At 59.4% G+C, this 19,349-nt stretch carries 19 protein-coding genes; 12 read left to right on the top strand and 7 right to left on the bottom strand.

The window, feature by feature from the left end; translation table 11 throughout:
- Window position 1: 1 nt before the first annotated feature.
- From I9185_RS14400 to I9185_RS14380, 5 genes are read right to left on the bottom strand one after another with little or no spacing between them, the layout of a single operon-like run.
- Window positions 2–385: a carboxymuconolactone decarboxylase family protein gene (locus I9185_RS14400; RefSeq protein WP_152456719.1), complete on the bottom strand. Its 384-nt coding sequence runs from the start codon at window positions 383–385 to the stop codon at window positions 2–4.
- A 17-nt stretch (window positions 386–402) separates the two neighbouring features.
- On the bottom strand, window positions 403–1,149 hold the full coding sequence (locus I9185_RS14395) for a sulfotransferase family protein (protein ID WP_245223570.1): 747 nt from the start codon (window positions 1,147–1,149) through the stop codon (window positions 403–405).
- The gene (locus I9185_RS14390; protein ID WP_210093382.1) at window positions 1,146–1,982 is read right to left on the bottom strand and encodes a hypothetical protein; all 837 of its coding nucleotides are present in this window, start codon (window positions 1,980–1,982) and stop codon (window positions 1,146–1,148) included. The genes I9185_RS14395 and I9185_RS14390 overlap by 4 nt, the downstream gene beginning before the upstream one ends.
- A gap of 19 nt (window positions 1,983–2,001) precedes the next feature.
- Entirely contained in the window at window positions 2,002–3,090 is a 1,089-nt protein-coding gene (locus I9185_RS14385; RefSeq protein WP_171724329.1) for an aromatic ring-hydroxylating dioxygenase subunit alpha, read from the bottom strand.
- Window positions 3,087–3,974 carry a MurR/RpiR family transcriptional regulator gene (locus I9185_RS14380; protein ID WP_171724328.1) on the bottom strand — a complete coding sequence of 296 codons (888 nt, stop codon included), beginning with the start codon at window positions 3,972–3,974 and terminating at the stop codon, window positions 3,087–3,089. Before I9185_RS14380 ends, I9185_RS14385 begins: the two co-directional genes overlap by 4 nt.
- Window positions 3,975–4,042: 68 nt before the next feature.
- Here I9185_RS14380 and I9185_RS14375 point away from each other — a divergent pair, with 68 nt between their 5' ends.
- Genes I9185_RS14375 through I9185_RS14345 form a run of 7 tightly spaced genes read left to right on the top strand, consistent with a single transcriptional unit; the run spans window position 4,043 to window position 11,928 of the window.
- Window positions 4,043–6,496: an FAD-dependent oxidoreductase gene (locus tag I9185_RS14375; protein ID WP_210093381.1), complete on the top strand. Its 2,454-nt coding sequence runs from the start codon at window positions 4,043–4,045 to the stop codon at window positions 6,494–6,496.
- A complete protein-coding gene (locus I9185_RS14370) occupies window positions 6,496–7,578 on the top strand; it encodes an alcohol dehydrogenase family protein (RefSeq protein WP_245223569.1) in 1,083 nt (360 codons plus the stop codon). The genes I9185_RS14375 and I9185_RS14370 overlap by 1 nt, the downstream gene beginning before the upstream one ends.
- Complete coding sequence (locus I9185_RS14365; RefSeq protein WP_210093380.1) at window positions 7,575–8,153, top strand: dimethylsulfonioproprionate lyase family protein; 579 nt, start codon at window positions 7,575–7,577, stop codon at window positions 8,151–8,153. The genes I9185_RS14370 and I9185_RS14365 overlap by 4 nt, the downstream gene beginning before the upstream one ends.
- Window positions 8,150–8,452 carry a hypothetical protein gene (locus tag I9185_RS14360; protein ID WP_245223568.1) on the top strand — a complete coding sequence of 101 codons (303 nt, stop codon included), beginning with the start codon at window positions 8,150–8,152 and terminating at the stop codon, window positions 8,450–8,452. The genes I9185_RS14365 and I9185_RS14360 overlap by 4 nt, the downstream gene beginning before the upstream one ends.
- A complete protein-coding gene (locus tag I9185_RS14355) occupies window positions 8,449–9,555 on the top strand; it encodes an enolase C-terminal domain-like protein (RefSeq protein ID WP_210093379.1) in 1,107 nt (368 codons plus the stop codon). The genes I9185_RS14360 and I9185_RS14355 overlap by 4 nt, the downstream gene beginning before the upstream one ends.
- A complete protein-coding gene (locus I9185_RS14350) occupies window positions 9,552–10,655 on the top strand; it encodes an enolase C-terminal domain-like protein (protein WP_210093378.1) in 1,104 nt (367 codons plus the stop codon). Before I9185_RS14355 ends, I9185_RS14350 begins: the two co-directional genes overlap by 4 nt.
- 1 nt (window position 10,656) lies before the next feature.
- Window positions 10,657–11,928 carry an aminotransferase class III-fold pyridoxal phosphate-dependent enzyme gene (locus I9185_RS14345; RefSeq protein ID WP_210093377.1) on the top strand — a complete coding sequence of 424 codons (1,272 nt, stop codon included), beginning with the start codon at window positions 10,657–10,659 and terminating at the stop codon, window positions 11,926–11,928.
- Between the two features lie 238 nt (window positions 11,929–12,166).
- On the opposite strand, the gene hemC is transcribed toward I9185_RS14345, so the two are convergent.
- On the bottom strand, window positions 12,167–13,132 hold the full coding sequence (hemC, locus tag I9185_RS14340) for a hydroxymethylbilane synthase (protein ID WP_171724322.1): 966 nt from the start codon (window positions 13,130–13,132) through the stop codon (window positions 12,167–12,169).
- 106 nt (window positions 13,133–13,238) lie between these two features.
- On the opposite strand from hemC, the gene hemE reads away from it, so the two are divergent.
- The gene (gene hemE / locus I9185_RS14335; RefSeq protein WP_210093376.1) at window positions 13,239–14,273 is read left to right on the top strand and encodes a uroporphyrinogen decarboxylase; all 1,035 of its coding nucleotides are present in this window, start codon (window positions 13,239–13,241) and stop codon (window positions 14,271–14,273) included.
- Window positions 14,274–14,353: 80 nt separating this feature from the next.
- Here the strand turns inward: hemE and I9185_RS14330 are convergent, their stop codons facing one another.
- Window positions 14,354–15,448, bottom strand: a complete 1,095-nt coding sequence (locus I9185_RS14330) for a CaiB/BaiF CoA-transferase family protein (protein WP_171724321.1) — start codon at window positions 15,446–15,448, stop codon at window positions 14,354–14,356.
- Window positions 15,449–15,613: 165 nt separating this feature from the next.
- Between I9185_RS14330 and I9185_RS14325 the strand changes: the two genes are divergently transcribed.
- The 4 genes from I9185_RS14325 (at window position 15,614) to I9185_RS14310 (ending at window position 19,347) form a co-directional block, all read left to right on the top strand.
- Complete coding sequence (locus I9185_RS14325; protein WP_210093375.1) at window positions 15,614–16,543, top strand: ABC transporter ATP-binding protein; 930 nt, start codon at window positions 15,614–15,616, stop codon at window positions 16,541–16,543.
- On the top strand, window positions 16,540–17,301 hold the full coding sequence (locus tag I9185_RS14320) for an ABC transporter permease (protein WP_117870556.1): 762 nt from the start codon (window positions 16,540–16,542) through the stop codon (window positions 17,299–17,301). Before I9185_RS14325 ends, I9185_RS14320 begins: the two co-directional genes overlap by 4 nt.
- A gap of 114 nt (window positions 17,302–17,415) precedes the next feature.
- A complete protein-coding gene (locus I9185_RS14315; protein ID WP_171724319.1) occupies window positions 17,416–18,213 on the top strand; it encodes a S49 family peptidase in 798 nt (265 codons plus the stop codon).
- 171 nt (window positions 18,214–18,384) lie between these two features.
- Window positions 18,385–19,347 carry a calcium/sodium antiporter gene (locus I9185_RS14310; protein ID WP_171635180.1) on the top strand — a complete coding sequence of 321 codons (963 nt, stop codon included), beginning with the start codon at window positions 18,385–18,387 and terminating at the stop codon, window positions 19,345–19,347.
- Window positions 19,348–19,349: the final 2 nt, after the last annotated feature.

Below are 19,349 nucleotides of genomic sequence, written 5' to 3'. Positions count from 1 at the left end.
GTCAGGTTTCTTCCAGCACCTTGCGGGCCACGCGAAAACACTCCAGCGCCTGAGGAACACCGCAATATATCCCGACCACGTGGATGATGGCGCGGATTTCTTCCTTTGAAACCCCGTTGTTGATAGCGCCCCGGCAGTGGATTTCCCATTCATGCATCTTGCCCAGCGCACCGATCATCGACAGGTTCATCATCGACCGGGTCTTGGCGTCGATCACGTCGTCGCCCCAGCCAAACCCCCAGCACCAGGCCGTCATGGCTTCTTGAAACGGGCGGGTGAAGTCGTCGGCGGCAGCAAGGTTTTTTTCCACATACTCTGCGCCCAGCGTGTTCTTCCTTTGCTCGAGTCCTTTCAGAAACAGGTCTTCGTCGAAAATGTCGGCCATTGCGGGTCTCCGGTGTGTCAGTGTGTCAGGCGATGTCTGTAAAGGTGATCGTAATGCGGTTTCATCCTGCGGTGCACCTGTTTCACACGGACTGGCGCGTCCGCGATGTCGATATGCGTGCGTGTCTGCGGGGCAAGCCCGGTCGATTTCGCCAGGTTGCCATGGAACGACCCGCCGTCCCACCAGCTGAGGGCGGACGGATCACCGCCCGGTTCCCATATCAGCGCCTCCTGGATGAATGGGATTCCCACCGCGTCACAGAAGGCCCGGGTCATGCCATGTGGGTCTTCCAGCAGGTCATCGCTGTCAATGACTGGCGGCGGAGTTCCGTTCAACGCCGTCAACAGATCGAACAGCGCGCGCTGTTCGGGAAAGCCAACCTCGCCTTCGGCAAAGTCCGGCCATTGTTTGTACATCGAAGTGATGGTCTTGGCCGGGTCCCGGATCAGGAAGGCGTGGGTGAAATGCGACAGAAACTCGGCATCCCACATGTGGTTGATGTAATGCGGAAAATCCTTGAGAAAGACCGGCCCCCGTTTCGCCCGCTGCTGAATGTCCAGCCACACGCTGTCCAGTGTCAGGCCCGGCGTTGTCACATCACCCGGTTGGAACCGATGCCAAAGCGGGTCTTCACCCTGATACCACGCCTCGCCAAAGGGCTCGTGCAGGCAGTCGAGATCACCGCGTTGCCGCATCATCCACTCGAACGCGGTTGACGTGGACCTGGGCACGGCCCAGAGCGCGAGGATTTTGTGCATGGTCATGGCCTCTCGAACAACTCAAGACGTTTCAGCAATTTCCCGTGCGGTTTGTCGGGTGCGATACTGAGGGATTTGAAGATGCGCCAGTAAAGCGCGATGTCGTGGCTGATCACCGGTTTGCCCAGCGTGTCTTCAAGCGTATCGGCCAGATGCAGCGGGCGCTGGGGCAAGCCACCGGGACCGGTGCGGAAATTGCACATGCCATTGATCAGGATCGCTTCGGCCCGAGGTGCCTTGTCGGCCACATATTCAAAGCTTTTCAGTGCCAGATCGCCGTCAAAGACCCAGCGACAGGAATTGACGTCTTCCTGACTGTCGAACCAGCCCTGATCGTGGAAATTCCCGGCCCAGACCACATCAAACCCGGCTTCTTTCAAGAAGCCGACCGTGCCCTGCCACCATTCCGGCCAATGATAGGCGGCGTTCAGGGCAACCTTTTCGACATTCAGGTCACGCAATGCCTCGACCATGGCATATCCCGCCATGTGAAAGCGGGTGCCATATTTGTCTGACAGGCCTTCGCAGTGTTGCCGAACGCCTTCCACGCCCAGCCCGCAGGCATGGACCCAATTCGAACCGACCTGACCGCAGACATCCACACCGTTGCGAGACATACAGTGCACGAAGTCTTCGAGCATGCCAAAGTTCTGTCTCCGCTGATCCAACCCGTGCACGTAGTCTGGCACATGCAGCATCCACCCGTGAACGCCCACCGTTTCGGGGCACATGCGCAGGAAATCCGAGGGCGCGGCGTCAAAATCGAACGGCGGGCAGGTGAACCCGACCTGATGGGGGAACAGTTTGTGTTCCGGGCGCCAGACTTCAGGCATCAGCATCAGCGTGCTACCTCGGCCACTAATCCACAGCCTCGCGCATCCATTGCTGAAGCCGCGCGATGGAATGTTCCGACATCACCCCGCAGCCCGGATCCAGAACAAGCGGTCCGGGGCGATAGCCCCGCGACTTGAGCCCGCGATGAACGGATTCCACAAGGCGGATGTCTTCCTCGACCGTCGTTTCGCGGTCTTGGACCGCCAGTTGCCGGATAACCGCACTGTCCGAGCCTCCCTCGGTGTACCAGCCGCGCCAGACGGTGCAGTGATCGGCATCAACCGCGCGCCAGTGATAGGTGTTCAGCACGTTGCCGGGATAACACTGAAACGAGAACATCGGCCACAGGAACCACGATTGGTAATCGCCCGCGTGCGGTACCGACAGGTCGATGGGATAGGTCATCTTGTCGAGGCTCTGGCATTCCGTTGTGTGACGCAGGACGTAGCCGCCGCCCGCGTCCGGCTGAATGTCATAGGTTTCGGGCTTGACCACACCTTCGGCAAAGGTCGGGTGGTTGGTCGGGCAATGGTAGCATTCCGAGTAGTTCTCGACACTGACCTTCCAGTTGCAGTTTTCGGGGATCTCGACCCATTCCAGCGGTTCCAGATCGTCGATATGCGGGACGAATGCGCGGATTTCCTCGCGCACACCGGGGTACCATTCATCCATTGGCGCGGCGTTGTCGTCGAGGTTGACGAAAATGAAACCGTTGAACACTTCGGTGCGCACCGAGGTCAGGCAAATAGCGCTGCGGTCGAACCCGGGGACGGATTTGATGTTGGGTCCGGCGCGCAAGTGACCGGACAGCTCATAAGTCCAGGCGTGGTAGGGGCAGACGACGACACGCGTGTTGCCCGCGCCGGTGACCATTTCATGCGCGCGGTGCTGGCAGACGTTATAGAAGGTGCGGATTTCGCCGTCGCGGCCGCGAATGCAGAACAGGTTCTGGCCGGCGATCTCAAACGCAAAGTAATCCCCCGTTTCCCGGACCTGCGCGACATGGCCCGCAAACTGCCACGTTCGGGCCAGAAGCCCCTGCATTTCCTGCTCAAAAATCGCAGGGTCGGTATAGTATCGCGCGTCCAGTGAGTGGGTCAGGGGTGCGTTCATTCGGGCTCCTCCGCGTAGAGGCCAAGTTGGTGTCTGCGTTGGTGAAACCGTTCCACCCGCTCGACGATCTCATCGCTGGACACTGCGATCACGAAGGACAGCAGCGTTTCCAGCAAGGCAATCGTCGAAACGGATGACGGAAAGAACTGCGGCGTGTCGGCGGCGACGACAAAGCCGTGGTGGGCGTTCAGGATCACCGGGCTGGCCGGGCTGTCGGAAATACCGATGACGGTCAGACCCTGTTGCCGAGCCAGCTTGATCGCCTCGATGACTTCGGTGCGATAGGGGTGGCAGGTGATCGCGATCAGTACGTCCTGCTCATCGGCCCAGGCCAGATCATCGACCGGGGTCGAGCCGGGGCGGGGAATGGCGTGAAACTGCTTCATCCCGGTCGACGCAAGATAGGTGAAATTGCGCGCGTTCGCGTTGTTGACGCCAACGCCCAGCGTGAATATCTGGCGGCAGTTCCAGATAACCTCGGCGGCGGCCTTCAGGGTCGCAGCGTCGATTCCGGCAAAGGTTTCTTCGATATTGCGGATCGCCGCGCCCACCATATCGGCATAAAGCCCACCCAGTTCCCCTGACTTGCCAATGTCCTGCAACCAACGCGCGCGGTCTGGAAACGACACGTTGCCCCGTCGAATCGATTCGCGGAAGGGGGCCCGGAAATCTTCGTACCCTTCGAAGCCCACCTGCCGGGCCATGCGCACGAAAGTATTGGGTTTGACCTTGGCCGCCTCGGCAATCTCGCGCACGGTTGAAACCCCAACATCCGTTGGGTTTTCCAGAACGTAACGCGCGGCTTTCTGCGCCTCGGGGGTAAGGGCGTCCCACTCCTGGCTCAGGCGGTCCAGAACGGTTGATGATACATTTGTGTCATTCATGATTGACGATGGTACATTTGTGGAATTAGCCTGTCGAGCAGAAACGCGACTCGGGAAGAGGAAAAATCATGTCCGGGAACGAACTGCCGTCACACGCCCGTGTGGTCATTGTCGGAGGCGGCGTGATGGGGGTCGGTCTGGCCTATCATCTGGCGCATGAAGGCTGGGGCGCTGATACCGTCCTGCTGGAGAAGGCCGAGCTGACCAGCGGCAGCACTTGGCATGCAGCGGGTCAGATCACGCATTCGACGTCCAGCTTTGGACTGGGCAAATGCGTGGATTACAATATTGGCCTGTACTCTGGTCAGTTGGAGGTCGAAACCGGCCAGCCCGTCACATGGCATGGCTGCGGTTCGTTCCGTCTGGCCTATACCGAGGATGAGATGGACTGGCTGCGCCACACCCTGTCGGTTGGTCGGTCGCTGGGTTTCAATATCGAGCTTGTTGGTCCCGAAAAGGTGGCCGAACTGCACCCGTTCTACAATCTCGAAGGTGTTTTAGGCGCGTTGCACACACCAGATGACGGACATGTCGATCCAACCAACGTGACCATGGCGATGGCGACCGGTGCGCGTCAGAAAGGCCTACGTATCTTCCGCAACTGCCGCGCGACCAACATCACGCAGGCCGAGAATGGCGAGTGGGCGGTTGAGACCGAGCAGGGCACCATCACCTGCGAGCATGTGGTGAACGCAGGCGGCACTTATGCCCGTCAGATGGGCGAATGGTCGGGGCTGCAATTGCCGATGACCTCGATGACGCACCATTACTTCGTGACCGAGCCGGTGCCTGAATTCCAGAACCTGGACACCGAACTGCCGGTGATCCGTGATGACCGCAAGGTCTCGGGCTATATCCGGATGGAGCAGCAGCGCGGTCTGATCGGGATTTACGAAAAAGAGAACCCGAACTCGGTCTGGCATGATCACTGCCCGTGGGAATACGAAAACTGGTTGTTCGACGCGGATTACGACCGGGTGATGCCGTGGCTTGAGGAAAGCCTGAACCGGATGCCGATCTTTGCCGAACTCGGTATTCAGCGCGACGTGCACGGGGCGATCTCGCACCCGCCGGATGGCAATCCGCTGATCGGACCAGCGCCGGGGGTTCGGAACTATTGGTGCTGTTGCGGGACCCAGATCGGCATCGGCTGGGGGCCGGGTCTGACCCGCGAACTGGCGCGGTGGATGGTGCATGGTGCCGCCGATATCTCGATGCGCGAATACGATCCGCGCCGGTTCGGCAGCTATGCGACCAAGGATTGGCAGGTGATCAAGGCCGAAGAAGACTACTGCCTGCGCCATGAAATCCCCTTTCCACATTTCAACCGTCTGGCCGGGCGACCGATCAAGCCGTCGCCGCTGCATGAGCTGCTGAAATCCAAGGGCGCGGTGCATGAAGAAGTGTATGGTTTCGAACGCCCCCGCTGGTTTGCCCGCGATGGGGTGGAACAGCGCGACCATTATTCCTTCCGCCGCACATCTGCCGACGACATGGTCGCGGCCGAGGTCAAAGCCGTTCGTGAAAGCGTCGGCATCATGGACGTCACCGCTTTCACCAAGGTCGAGGTTTCGGGGCCGGGGGCTTATGCCCTGCTTGACCGGCTGACCGCAAACCGGATGCCGCAGAAGGTCGGCTCGATCACGCTGACCCATATGCTGAACCGTCGCGGCCGTATCGAATTGGAGACCACGATTGTCCGCATGGCCGCTGACCGCTTCTATCTGGTTTGTGCGGCCTTATTCGAACAGCGCCTGCTGGATCATCTGGCGCAGCAGCGCGCGGAAGAGGATGTGCAGATCACCGCGCTGTCCGCGGACTGGTCGGCCCTGTCGCTGAACGGTCCTCGATCGCGGGATGTGCTGGCGCGCTGTACCGATGCCGATCTGACCAATGCCGGGTTCCGCTGGCTTTCCGCGCAGGAAATCACCATCGCCGGTCACAAGGTCTGGGCCTTCCGCATGTCCTATGCCGGGGAACTGGGCTGGGAACTGCACATGCCCAACGCTGCCTGCCTCGACGTCTACAACGCGCTTTGGGCGGCAGGTGAGGCGTATGGCATCACCGACTACGGCAGCTTTGCCATGAATGTGATGCGGATGGAGAAGGGCTTCAAAGGCGCGGGCGAGTTGACCAACGAGGTCACTCTGGCCGAGGCCGACGTGCTGCGTTTTGCGCGCACCGACAAGGATTATCTGGGCAAGGACAAGACGCTCAACACCGATCTGCCCTGGATCTGTGCCTATCTTTCAATTGAACCGGATGGAGAGATTGATGGGCATGGCGGAGAGGCGGTGCTGCTGGACGGGCGCGTCGTCGGGTCCACGGCGTCGGTCGCGTATGGCCACACCGTCGGTAAGATTCTGGCCTTTGCATACCTCAAGCCCGAAGCGGCCAAGGCCGGGACACAGCTGGAGGTCGTGATCCATGGCCAACCCCGTACCGCCCGTGTTCTGGACAAACCTGCCTACGACCCCGACAGTTTGCTGCCCCGCAGTGACGCCATACTGGAGACCGCTTGATGAGCCTGCCCGATACGATGAGAGCCATGGTCACAATGGGCCATGGTGGTCTGGAACAGATGGTGATGCAGGAAGACTGGCCGCGCCCAGAACCTGCGGCTGGTGAAGTTCTGATCAGGGTCGCAGCCTGCGGCCTGAACAATACCGACGTCAATACGCGGTCCGGCTGGTATTCCAAGACCGTAACGGATGCGACCACCGGTGGCGCATTCGAGGAAGTCGGTGAAGAAGACCCGACATGGGGCGGCAACCCGATTACCTTCCCGCGCATTCAGGGCGCAGATGTCTGCGGCCGTATCGTTGCCGTTGGCGAGGGCGTGGACAGCGCTCGTATAGGCGAGCGTGTCATCACGGATGGCTGGCTGCGAGATCCGGCTGATCCCGGCAACATGAACAAGACAGGGTACTTCGGTTCGGAACGCGATGGCGGGTTCGCCGAATATACCACGACTCTGGCGGTCAATGCGGTGCCGATCACTTCGGACCTGTCGGATGCCGAACTGGCCACATTCTCCTGTTCCTATTCTACCGCTGAAGGGATGCTGTCCCGTGCCAACGTGACGGAAAAAGACACCGTTCTTGTACCCGGTGCCTCTGGCGGGGTGGGTGGTGCATTGGTTCAATTGGCCAAACGCCGTGGCGCGCGTGTGATTGCGATGGCATCCGAATCCAAACACGCCGACGTGGCCGATCTTGGCCCAGATGTGATATTGCCCCGCACACCTGAAGATCTGCGGTCGGCGCTGGGCGACGAGAAGATCACCGTGGTCGCCGATGTGGTAGGTGGCCCTTACTGGCCGAACCTGATCGACGTACTGGAGCGCGGCGGGCGCTACACCTGTTCGGGGGCCATTGCAGGTCCGATGGTCGAACTTGACCTGCGGACGTTCTATCTGCGCGATCTGACCTTCACCGGTTCAACCGTGATCGGACCCGAGGTCATGAAGAACCTCGTGACATATATTGAAGCCGGTGAAATCAAGCCGGCTCTGGCCGCAACCTATCCTTTGGAGGAGTTGCGGGACGCGCAAGCGGCGTTCATCGCCAAACAGCATACCGGCAACATCGTGGTGGTACCATGACGTTGGATGATGTTCTCGAGGCGGCCCGCCAATTGCATCAGGCGCATCGTGACCTTGCCGCGTTTGCATCATGGCCGGACGATCTGACACCGACGGGTTTGCAGCCTGCTCACATTCCGGCGACCGATCTGGTGGGCGATTTTGGCCTTGATGGCGTGGCGCCAACCCGTGATCTGGTCGCGGCGATCAAGGCCAGCGCGCATCTGGCGCAATGGAAACACACATACACCGAAGAGGAAGTCGGTGCGGATTTCCTGAATCGGTACGGGTATTACGAACTGTTCGGACCGACCGGGCATTTCCACTCGACCCAATTGCGCGGCTACGTTGGATATTGGGGCGCTGGTCTGGACTATGACTGGCACAGCCATCAGGCGGAAGAGCTGTATCTGACCCTTGCGGGCGGAGCAGTTTTTCGCAGCAACGAGGATGAAACCTTCGTCGGCCCGCACCAGACACGACAGCACAAAAGCTGGCAAAGCCACGCCATGACAACGACGGACCAACCGATCCTGACCTTTGTCCTGTGGCGAGGCGAAGGGATGGGCGACCTGCCCAGAATGGACGCCGCATGAAAATCACCCGCATCCGAATTTACCAGACCGGGCTTCCCTATGTCGGCGGCACCTATGCCTGGGGTGCGGGAAACGCGATTGAAACGGCCATCGCATCGGTTGTCGCCCATTTTGCGGCGTCGACCCCGCCTGAATACCTGCAGAACACCACGGATCTGATGCACTACAACACGCGATCTACGGGCGTCGGCGGTCCTGTCGTTAAAGACGGAAAGTTTTATGCAACCAATACGCCGGGATTGGGTGTAACCCCCGATTTTGAAAGCCTCGGCGCACCCGTGGCGGAGTATGCTCTATGAAGATTGAAACGATTACCGTTTTTCAGGTCGATTTGCCGCTCGAGCATCCCTATTGGCTTTCCGGGGGGCGCCTGAAGTTCGAAACGCTTGATGCGACGCTGGTCAGGCTCGAAACCGATACCGGTCTGGTTGGCTGGGGCGAGGGCACGCCCTGGGGGCACACCTATGTACCCGCGCACGGGCCGGGCATCCGGGCCGGGATCGAAACGATGGCCCCCTTCATCCTGGGGCTTGATCCGCGGCGCGTGCTGGACGTGGAACGGGCCATGGATCTAGCCTTGCCCGGACATCTCTATGCTAAAAGCCCCATAGACATGGCCTGCTGGGATATTACCGGTCAGGCGGCGGGCTTGCCGATTGCCGATCTGATGGGCGGCGGATCGCGTACACCGCGCCCGATTGCGTCCTCGGTCGGGGCAAAAACCGTCGAGGAAACACGCGATGTCATGGAGCGGTATCGCAAGCGCGGCTATATCGCGCATTCGGTAAAGATCGGCGGTGATGTCGAGCGAGACATTGCCCGTGTGCGGGATGTGGAAAGCATCCGGCAGCCCGGAGAGATTGTTCTGTATGATGTCAACCGTGGCTGGACGCGCCAGCAGGCCTTGCGGGTCATGAGCTCCTGCGAAGACCTGAACGTGATGTTCGAGCAACCCTGCGAAACACTGGATGATATCGCTGCGATCTCAAGGCTTCATGCGTCCCCTGTGTCTGTGGACGAGTCCCTTGTGACCTTGCAGGATGCCGTCCGGATTGCCCACGATGGTCTGGCCCAGATATTCGGGATCAAGCTGAATCGCGTGGGTGGCCTGACCAAGGCCGCGCGGATGCGCGATATCGCGCTGGCCCATGGGATAGACATGTTCGTGATGGCCACCGGCGGAACGGTTCTGGCCGATACCGAAGCGCTGCATCTGGCCGCCACGATCCCGGATGATCATTGCCACGCGGTTTGGGCCTGTCAGGACATGATCACGGTTGATGTTGCAGGTGGTCGAGGGCCCCGTAACGTCGATGGCCATCTGCATCTGCCCGAAGCGCCGGGGCTGGGCGTGCATCCGGACGAAGCTGCATTGGGTGATCCAGTAGGAGAATATGCTTGAGAATTGACAAGATAACGCTCTGGTCCGTCGATCTGACCAGCCATGAAACCTATCACATGGCCGGCGGCAAGACCTGCGCGACCGTGACGTCTCATATCCTGCGTCTTGAGACGGATACAGGTCTGACAGGTTGGGGCGAGGTCTGTCCGATCCCGCATTATCTGCCCGCCTATGCAAATGGAGTACCGGGGGCCATCGCTGAAATGGGTCCCGAGATTCTCGGGATTTCGCCAATTGGGGTTGACGCACCGATGCGAAAGTTGGACGGATTTCTGCAAGGCCACAGCTATGCGAAATCGATCGTCGACATTGCACTGTGGGATCTGTTCGGCCGCGCGGCGGGGGTGCCGGTTTATGCGTTGCTGGGCGGGCGGACGCGGGCAGATATGCCACTTTATCATTCGATCACATGTATCGCGCCGGACGAAATGGCGCGCATCGCCAAGGCAGCCTTTCAGACGGGCATTCGGCAATTCCAGGTCAAGCTGGGTGTCGAGGGTGATTGGCAAGCCGATACCGAGCGGCTGATCAAAGTGCGCGAAGCCGTGGGAACCGGACCGCTTGTGTATGGCGACTGGAACTGCGGCGCATCGCGCCTTCAGGCAACGCGAACCGGGCGCGCGGTGGCGCATCTGGATGTGATGCTGGAACAGCCCTGTAAAACACTGGAAGATTGCGCCGCTGTTCGTCAGTCGACGGGTCTGCCCATGAAGATCGACGAAAATGCTTTTGATCTTGCATCGCTGATGCGGGCGCATGAGTTGGGATGCATGGACGCGGTGGCGCTGAAACTGTCGAAATTCGGCGGTCTTTCGGCAATGCGTCGTGCACGCGATCTGACCGCGCAGCTGGGCGCCGAGATTTGTGCGGAATGCACCTGGGGATCGGATATCGTCACGGCGGCCTCGCTGCATTTTGCGGCTTCAACCCCGCATGGATCGCTGATGAACACTTGCGACTTGTCCTCTTACGTTGCCCCGCGCCTGTGCCCTGACGCACCAAACCGTGAAAACGGCCGGATTGCACCGCCCGAAGGCCCGGGTTTAGGTGTGACACCTGACCTCGAAATTCTTGGCGCCCCGATTTTGGAGATTGATTGAGATGCTGAAGATCCAGACACAGTCCGAGTGGATAGCACGCGCAAAAGAGGTTCTGCCAGCTGGCGGTTTCGGCAACTTCGATCCGGGCATCATCATCGCCCGTGGCGAGGGCAGCCATGTCTGGGACGAGGACGGGAACGAATATATCGACTATTTGATCGGGTCCGGCCCGATGCTGCTGGGCCATGGTCACCCCGAGGTGATGGAAGCGGTGCTGGAGCAACTGCCCAAAGGAATGACCTTCTTTGCCAACAACAGCAAGGGCATAGAACTGGCCGAGGCCATTATCGAAGCCGTCCCCTGTTGCGGGCAGGTGCGTTTCGTGGCCTCTGGTGGCGAAGCTGACATGTACGCCATGCGGCTGGCGCGTGCCTATACCGGGCGCGACAAGATCCTCAAGTTCGAAGGGGGGTATCACGGAATGAGCGCCGAGGCGCAGATGAGCCTGGCCCCCAGCCGCCGGGTCAATTTCCCGCTGGCCGTTCCCGACAGTGCCGGCATCCCCCAAAGCGTGGCCGAGCAGATGCTGATCGCGCCTTTCAATGATCTTGACGCGGTGGCGGCGCTGCTGGACGAACATGACGATGTCGCTGCGATCATGGTCGAACCCTTGCAGCGGATCATCCCGCCCGAGCCGGGGTTTTTGCAGGGCTTGCGGACCTTGTGCGACAAATTTGGTGTGCTGCTGATTTTTGATGAGATCGTCACCGGGTTCCGTCTGGCTTACGGCGGCGCACAAGAGCGATATGGCGTGACCCCGGATATCTGTACGCTTGGCAAGATCACCGGTGGTGGCTTCCCTCTGGCGGCATTGGGTGCCAGCACCGAGATCATGAAGCATTTCGACAAATCGAAGGTCGGAGAACAGGGCTGGCTTATGCAGTTGGGCACTTTGTCCGGCAACCCCGTCGCCTCAGTGGCGGGGCTGAAGACGATGGAGGTTTTGCGGCGCGACGGCACCTATGAAAACCTGCGCTCGATTGGGAGGCAGTTGCAGCAGATGCAATCGGACGCTTTGAATGAGGCGGGCATCGCCCATCGCATCAGCGGTGACGAGACCTTGTTCGACATATATTTCACCAAGGCCGAATGTCGGGACTATCGCAGCGCAAACCATGATGATCCGCAACGCAACGCCACGTACAATGCAACGTTGCGGGCGCATGGGGTCTTCAAGGCTCCGGGCAAACTGTACCCGTCTCTGGCGGTTACCGAAGCGGATCTGGAACAGACCAGAGAGGCCGTACGTCACGCCGTTGAAGCGATTTCCTGAACGCGGGTCTGGCACAACGCAATCCGGCACAACGTAAACGGGTCGCCGTTGAACTCAACAGCGACCCGCTACCTTTGGAAGCCGGGGGTCAGCCTCGCCCCCTCGAATACTGATTAAAACACCGGCAATCTGAAAACTTTTCGATACTTTCGAGACTGACCCGACTTCCTCTTCGGTATGTCACATTAATGCCTGATCGCGCCGCCTTCTACAGTGATCAAGTTCACACTAGGAAAACTTATTGTGAATTTTTCCAATCGAATAGATCAGGTCCCGCCTGTTCAAGCAGTTCAGCCGCCATCGCGCGGGCCATCTCAGGCCCATCCTCGACGGGGCCGGTCATATCCCTGCTGGCGGTTTCCGTTCCGTCCGGGCGCAGCACTTCGCCTCGCAGCCTGAGTTTGTCGCCGTCCAGTTCGGCAAGACCGGCGATCGGGGTTTCGCAGGACCCGTCCAGCGCGGCCAGCAATGTGCGTTCTGCCGCCAGGCGCCATCCCGTTTCGGTGTGATGAATCGCGTCCAGCATTTCGGCTGCGCGCATGTCGTCGCAGCGCCGTTCGATGCCGATGGTGCCCTGCGCGATCGCTGGCAGCATGTCGTCAGGGGAAATGGCGCTGGCCGGAACCTCTTCCATTCCCAAACGGCGAATGCCTGCCATTGCCAGAAACGTGCAATCGGCAACCCCGTCTTCAAGCTTTTTCAGCCGTGTCTGCACGTTTCCGCGAAACTCGACCACTTTCAGATCCGGCCTCCGGTTCAGCAGCTGCGCCCGCCGCCGCAAAGACGAGGTGCCCACAACGGCGCCTTCGGGCAGATCGTGGATCGAGCCCAATCGCGGAGATATGAAGGCGTCGCGCACATCCTCGCGCGGCAGGAACGTATCCAGGACCAGCCCTTCGGGTTGTTCAACGGGCATGTCCTTTGTTGAATGCACGGCGATGTCGATCTCGGCGCGCAGCATCGCCTCTTCGATTTCCTTGGTGAACAGGCCCTTGTTGCCGATTTCCTTCAGCGGTCGATCCGCGTCGATCATGGCGCGATTGTCACCGGTCGTCTTGATCACTACGATTTCGAACGCATCCTGTGGCAGATCAAAGGCATCGCTCAGGCGTTGGCGCGTTTCATAGGCCTGAGCCAGAGCCAGCGGCGAGCCACGAGTGCCGATTCTGAGGGGCGATGCGGGGGTGGGCAGGGTCAAAGTCATGTGCACAGCTTTAGTCGCGTCACATTGCCCTGACAATGGGGGCTGAGCTTGACAAATTGCCGCCGAAGGACGACCCGTTGCCAAAACCTGAATGCTGGGGACAAACATGGCCGAGACAAAGAAGCTGCTGCGGGCGCTGGCGGGCGAAGTACAGGATGTGCCGCCGATCTGGATGATGCGTCAGGCGGGTCGGTATTTGCCGGAATACCGGGCCACACGTGCTCAGGCCGGGGATTTCCTGTCACTGTGCTACAATCCTGAATTGGCAGCAGAAGTTACCTTGCAGCCAATTCGGCGATATGGGTTCGATGCGGCGATCCTGTTTGCCGACATCCTTCTTGTGCCACAGGCGCTGGGGGCTGACCTTTGGTTCGTGACAGGTGAAGGGCCGCGTTTATCCACCATCACGCAGCAGGCCGAGTTTGATGCGTTGAAGCCTGTTGACGCGATTCACGAGACACTGTCACCGGTTTACGAGACGGTGCGCATTCTTTCGCGGGAATTGCCGTCGGAAACCACCTTGATCGGATTTGCAGGTGCGCCGTGGACTGTGGCCACCTACATGATTGCAGGGCGCGGCACGCCGGATCAGGGTCCCGCGCATGCGTTGCGCGAAGGTGATACCGCTTTGTTCGAGGCGCTGTTGGACCGCATCACCGCGGCAACGATTGAATATCTGTCCGCTCAGATCGACGCCGGAGCCGAGGTGGTCAAGATATTTGACAGTTGGGCGGGGTCTTTGACGGGCGAAGCTTTCCGCAAATACGCGGTGGAGCCGTGCCGGGTGATTACGCAGGCCATCAAGGAACGTCATCCTGGCATCCCCGTGATTGGATTTCCACGGGAAGCAGGCGACGGGTATGTCAGGTTTGCAAGGTCGACCGGCGTGGATTGCGTGGCGCTGGACAATTCCGTGTCGCCCGAATGGGCGGCTAAGAACGTGCAGATTGATGGCTGTGTGCAAGGCAATCTGGCATCGTCGCACATGGTTACTGGCGATCAGGCGCTGGTGGATGAGACTCGGCGCATCGTGCGCGCCTTTTCCAAAGGGCCGCATATTTTCAACCTCGGCCATGGGATCACTCCGGATGCCGACCCGGACAACGTTCAGCTGATGATCGACACGGTGCGCGGCGGGTAGAACGCGTGGGAGGGGGCCAGCCCCCTCTTGGCCGCTGGCCAATTCACCCCCGGGATATTTCTGGCCAGATGAAGAGTGTGTCAGGTGCTTTCTGGGGCTTGGAGTTCATTCAGGATCTCGGTTGTGTGCTGGCCGCGGGCCGGGCTGGGCTTTGGTTGCCACTGGTGTGTGGAGAAGCGTGGGGCGGCGGCGGCCTGTAGGGTGCCGTCTGTCTGGCGCCAGGATTGACGGGCTGCATTCATCGGATGGGCTGTGGCCTCGTCGGGGCTGAGTACCGGGGCGACGCAGGCATCTGATCCGTCGAACAGTTTGGCCCAGTGGTCGCGCGGCCTGGATGAGAAGATCTCGGCCAGGCGCCGGGTCAGGTCGGGCCAGAGCTTGCGGGTGTACTGTTGTTGGAACGCCGGGTCCCGGGACAGGCCCAGGATTTCAAGAAATCGGGCGTAGAATTTTGGTTCGAGGCATTGGACCGAAACAAATCCGCCGTCCGCGCAGGTGTAGGTTCGGCTCCAATGCGGGCCGTCCAACAGGCTTTGGCCGCGGGTTTCAGACAGGTTTCCGGTTTGGCGCATGGTCATCAGAAGGTTCATCATATGGGCCGAGCCGTCGTAGATGGCGGCGTCGACCACGGTGCCTTTCCCGGTTCTTTGCGCGTTGATCAAACCTGCCAGGATGCCCGCGACAAGGTACATGGCGCCTCCGCCGATATCGCCGACCAGGGTTGCAGGGGTTTGAGGCGGCTGATCCGGGAGAGAGGCGTACCAGAGCGCACCGGACAAGGCGATGTAATTCAGGTCATGTCCTGCCGTGTCGGCCAGCGGACCATCCTGCCCCCAGCCGGTCATGCGGCCATATATCAATTTTGGGTTGCGGGTCAGGCAAAGATCCGGGCCAAGACCCAGCTTCTCCATCACGCCGGGGCGAAAGCCTTCGATCAGTGCATCTGCCGTGTCAATCAGGCGACGGGCGGTCGCCAGATCTTCGGGATCCTTCAGATCAAGCGCAATCGATCGTTTGCCGCGGTCCAGAAGCGAGCGGTCGGGCATGCCCGGTGTTACTGCCTGGCCTTTGCGGTGGATCGTGATGACGTCGGCGCCCAGATCAGCTAGCTGCATGGCGGCAAACGGACCGGGGCCCAGTCCTTCTATTTCGACTATGCGTATTCCATTCAGCATCGGCGCCCTCCGTTGTGGCAGAGTTTGCGGGTGGGTTGACGGATTGCAAGTTGGAATTGAGCATGGTTCTGACAACCATTACAGAATGCGCAGCACGTTGTGCGAAATTGACCTGTTACAGGCTGGTTCGGCGCGATAGGGTCGCGGTCGGAACGGGGAACGGATATGACGACCATTTTGTCCATCAAAGAACTTCGCAAGTCTTACGCGGATGGGTTCGAGGCGCTGAAAGGTGTGTCTCTGGATATTGAAGAGGGTGAGATACTTGCGCTTCTGGGGCCAAATGGGGCCGGAAAGACGACCCTGATTTCGACGATTTGTGGAATAACGACTCCGACCTCGGGGGTGGTCAGGGTTGGCGGACATGACACCCAGTCCGATTATCGCGCGGCGCGCAGGATGATAGGGCTTGTACCGCAAGAGATCGCGTTGGAACCGTTTGAAAAGGTCTGGAACACGGTTCGACTGTCACGCGGGCTGTTCGGACTTGGCAAGGACAACGCGCGGATCGAAGAGATTCTGCGCAAGCTGTCCCTGTGGGACAAGCGCAACAACGCGATCAAGGAATTGTCCGGCGGCATGAAGCGGAGGGTGCTGATCGCCAAGGCCCTGGCCCATGAACCCCGTGTGCTTTTTCTGGACGAGCCGACTGCCGGAGTGGATGTCGAGTTGCGCAAGGACATGTGGGAGCTTGTGGCGGAACTGAAACGGGACGGTGTCACCATCATTCTGACCACCCATTACATTGAAGAAGCAGAAGCGATTGCGGATCGTGTCGGCGTCATCGACAAGGGTGAGCTTTTGCTGGTGCAGGACAAAGACACACTCATGTCGCAGATGGGAAAAAAGCAGATCGAAGTCATGCTGACCGAGCCCATCGATCGGATTCCCGATAATCTGGTCAGCCACAATCTGGCCCTCAACGGCGCGGGTGATTGTCTGATCTATACCTACGATACCCATGCGGATCGTACCGGCATAACGACCTTGCTGAATGACGTGTCCGAGGCCGGGTTGGTGTTGCGCGACGTGCAGACCAGACAATCAAGCCTGGAAGAGATTTTTGTCAATCTGGTATCGGGAGAGGCCGCATGAACTGGACCGCGATCGCTGCCATCTACCGGTTCGAAATGGCCCGTTTCTTTCGCACTCTGGCACAGAGCTTTCTGTCGCCGGTTCTGTCCACGTCGCTTTACTTCGTGGTGTTTGGCACCGCCATCGGCAGCCGTATCCAAGAGGTCGAGGGCGTTTCATACGGTGCGTTCATCGTGCCGGGGCTGATCATGTTGTCGGTGGTGATGCTGTCGATTTCGAACGCGTCGTTCGGAATTTACTTCCCCAAGTTTCTGGGCACCATCTACGAGCTGTTATCCGCTCCGGTCAATTTCATCGAGATCGTGATCGGATATGTCGGTGCCGCCGCAACCAAGGCGTTGTTCGTGGGGTTGGTGATATTGGTCACCGCGACGTTTTTCGTCGATATTCGGATCGAGCATCCATTCGCCATGGCCGCGTTTCTGATCCTGTCCTGTCTCAGCTTTTCGTTGCTCGGATTCATCATCGGCATCTGGGCCAGCAATTTCGAGCAGATGTCGCTGGTGCCGCAGTTGGTGGTGACGCCACTGATCTTTCTGGGGGGCACGTTTTATTCGATCTCGATGCTGCCGCCATTGTGGCAGACCATCACGCTGTTCAATCCCGTGGTCTATCTGATTTCGGGTTTCCGCTGGTCCTTTTACGGGCTGGCAGATGTGCCGATCGTTTTCAGCCTTCTTGCCATTGTCGCTTTTACAGGGCTGTGCCTGGCCGTCATAGGCTGGATATTTAAAACCGGCTGGCGCATTCGCAGTTGATCCTCGCCAAGGCGTTGCATTTTTGCCCATCGGGTGTGTGAATTTGGTTCACGTCGCGTTTTACGCCGGCAGAGTCCCTTGTTTACGGGTTGGGGGCACTCTACATCGGCACCCATGAAGCTCAGCCTGCCGTTCGTAAAAAAGCACCCTTGCGTGGCCGTTGTCCGTTTGTCCGGTTCCATTGGAATGGCCGGTCGCGGGTCCTTGAACGATACCACCCTGGCCCCGGTTCTCGACAAGGCGTTTCGAAAGGGGAAACCTGCGGCTGTCGCGCTCGAGATCAACTCTCCGGGCGGGTCGCCTGTACAAAGCTCTTTGATTGGCGCCCGAATTCGGCGTTTGTCGCAAGAGCTGGACGTGCCCGTGATCGGGTTTGTCGAAGATGTTGCGGCATCCGGAGGGTATTGGCTGGCGGCCGCCGCGGATGAGATCTGGGCCGACGACAGTTCGGTTCTTGGCTCAATCGGAGTCATTTCGGCAGGTTTTGGCGCGCATGTCTTCCTGGCGCGGCAGGGGTTCGAGCGGCGCGTTCATACAGCGGGCAAATCGAAATCGATGCTGGATCCCTTTTCGCCGGAAAAGAAAGAGGATGTGGCACGCTTGCAAGGGCTGCTGGGCGACATCCACGAAAACTTCATCGCGCATGTCAAAGCCCGCCGGGGTGACAAGCTGGATCACAGTGCCGACCTGTTCACGGGTGAAGTCTGGCTGGCGCGTCGGGCGCATGAACTGGGTTTGATCGACGGTATCGCCCATCTGAAACCCAAGATGCAGGAACGGTTTGGCGACAAGGTCAAGTTCCGCCGTTATGGCGTGCGCAAACCGATCTGGTCTCGGTTCGGGGCCAGCCTGGCACAGGATGCCATTGCCGGATTAGAGGAGCGTGCGGCCTACGCGCGTTTTGGTTTGTGACGTGATCATCAAGGCTGTCACACTTTTTCTGATCTGCATGGGTGTCCTGGCGATGTTCGGTAAACTGCGCTTTCCGGGGCAGAAGAAACTGAGTTCGGCCAAGTGTCCGCGCTGCGGACGGTTTCGCATAGGCAAAGGCCCTTGTGCCTGCGAAAAAGGAGGTCGGACTTGATCACCACTTGGCTGCTGTCTGGTCTTGGGCTGTTGATTCTGCTGCTTGCAGGCGATGCGCTTGTGCGCGGTGCTGTGAACCTGAGCTTGCGTCTGGGTGTTCCGGCGTTGATTGTCAGCCTGACGATAGTGGCCTTCGGAACGTCTGCACCCGAGTTGCTGATCGCCATCAGCGCATTGAAAGAGAACGCTCCCGGTATTGCGCTGGGCAACGTTGTCGGATCGAACACGGCCAACATCCTGTTGGTTCTTGGACTGCCCGCATTGCTGGCTACGATTCACACCAGTGAATGTGACAGCCGCAGGAATTACGTCTTCATGCTGCTGGCGACGGTTCTGTTCATCGGGCTGGCTTTTAGCGGAACATTCACATTCTTCAGCGGTCTGATCCTGCTGGCGGCGTTGAGTCTTGTCCTGATGACTGCCTTTCGTGAGGCGAAAGCACATCGCAAGGCCTGTGGTGAGGCTTGCGCGGATGATGACGAGCTTGAAGGCTTGGAGGAAGCCGACCCTGACATGCCCTACTGGAAGGTATCGATTTACCTGATCCTGGGGTTGGTGGGGCTTCCGATGGGTGCGCACTTGCTTGTCGACAACGCGACCGTCATCGCAAGAACCTATGGGGTCAGTGAAACGGTCATCGGCCTGACCCTGATCGCGGTTGGAACCTCTTTGCCCGAACTGGCGACGACGCTTATGGCCGCATTGCGCAGACAGGCCGATGTCGCGCTGGGCAACGTGATCGGTTCGAACATGTTCAACCTTCTGGCCATCATCGGGATCGCAACCTGGTTCGGGCGCATTCCGGTCGATCCGGAATTCCTTCGGTTCGATCTGTGGGTCATGCTGGGCGCATCGCTGCTGCTGGTTCCGTTTGTATTCCTCAAACGCGACATCTCGCGCGTCTGGGGGATGGTGTTGACTTTCCTTTATGTGCTTTACGTCATCGTATTGCTGGTGTGATC

Origin of the sequence: Ruegeria sp. HKCCSP346, from assembly GCF_017872595.1 — a bacterium.
Taxonomy (GTDB): domain Bacteria; phylum Pseudomonadota; class Alphaproteobacteria; order Rhodobacterales; family Rhodobacteraceae; genus Ruegeria.
Note: the sequence above shows the minus strand (reverse complement) of the source record. Positions and strands in the feature narration are given on the sequence as shown.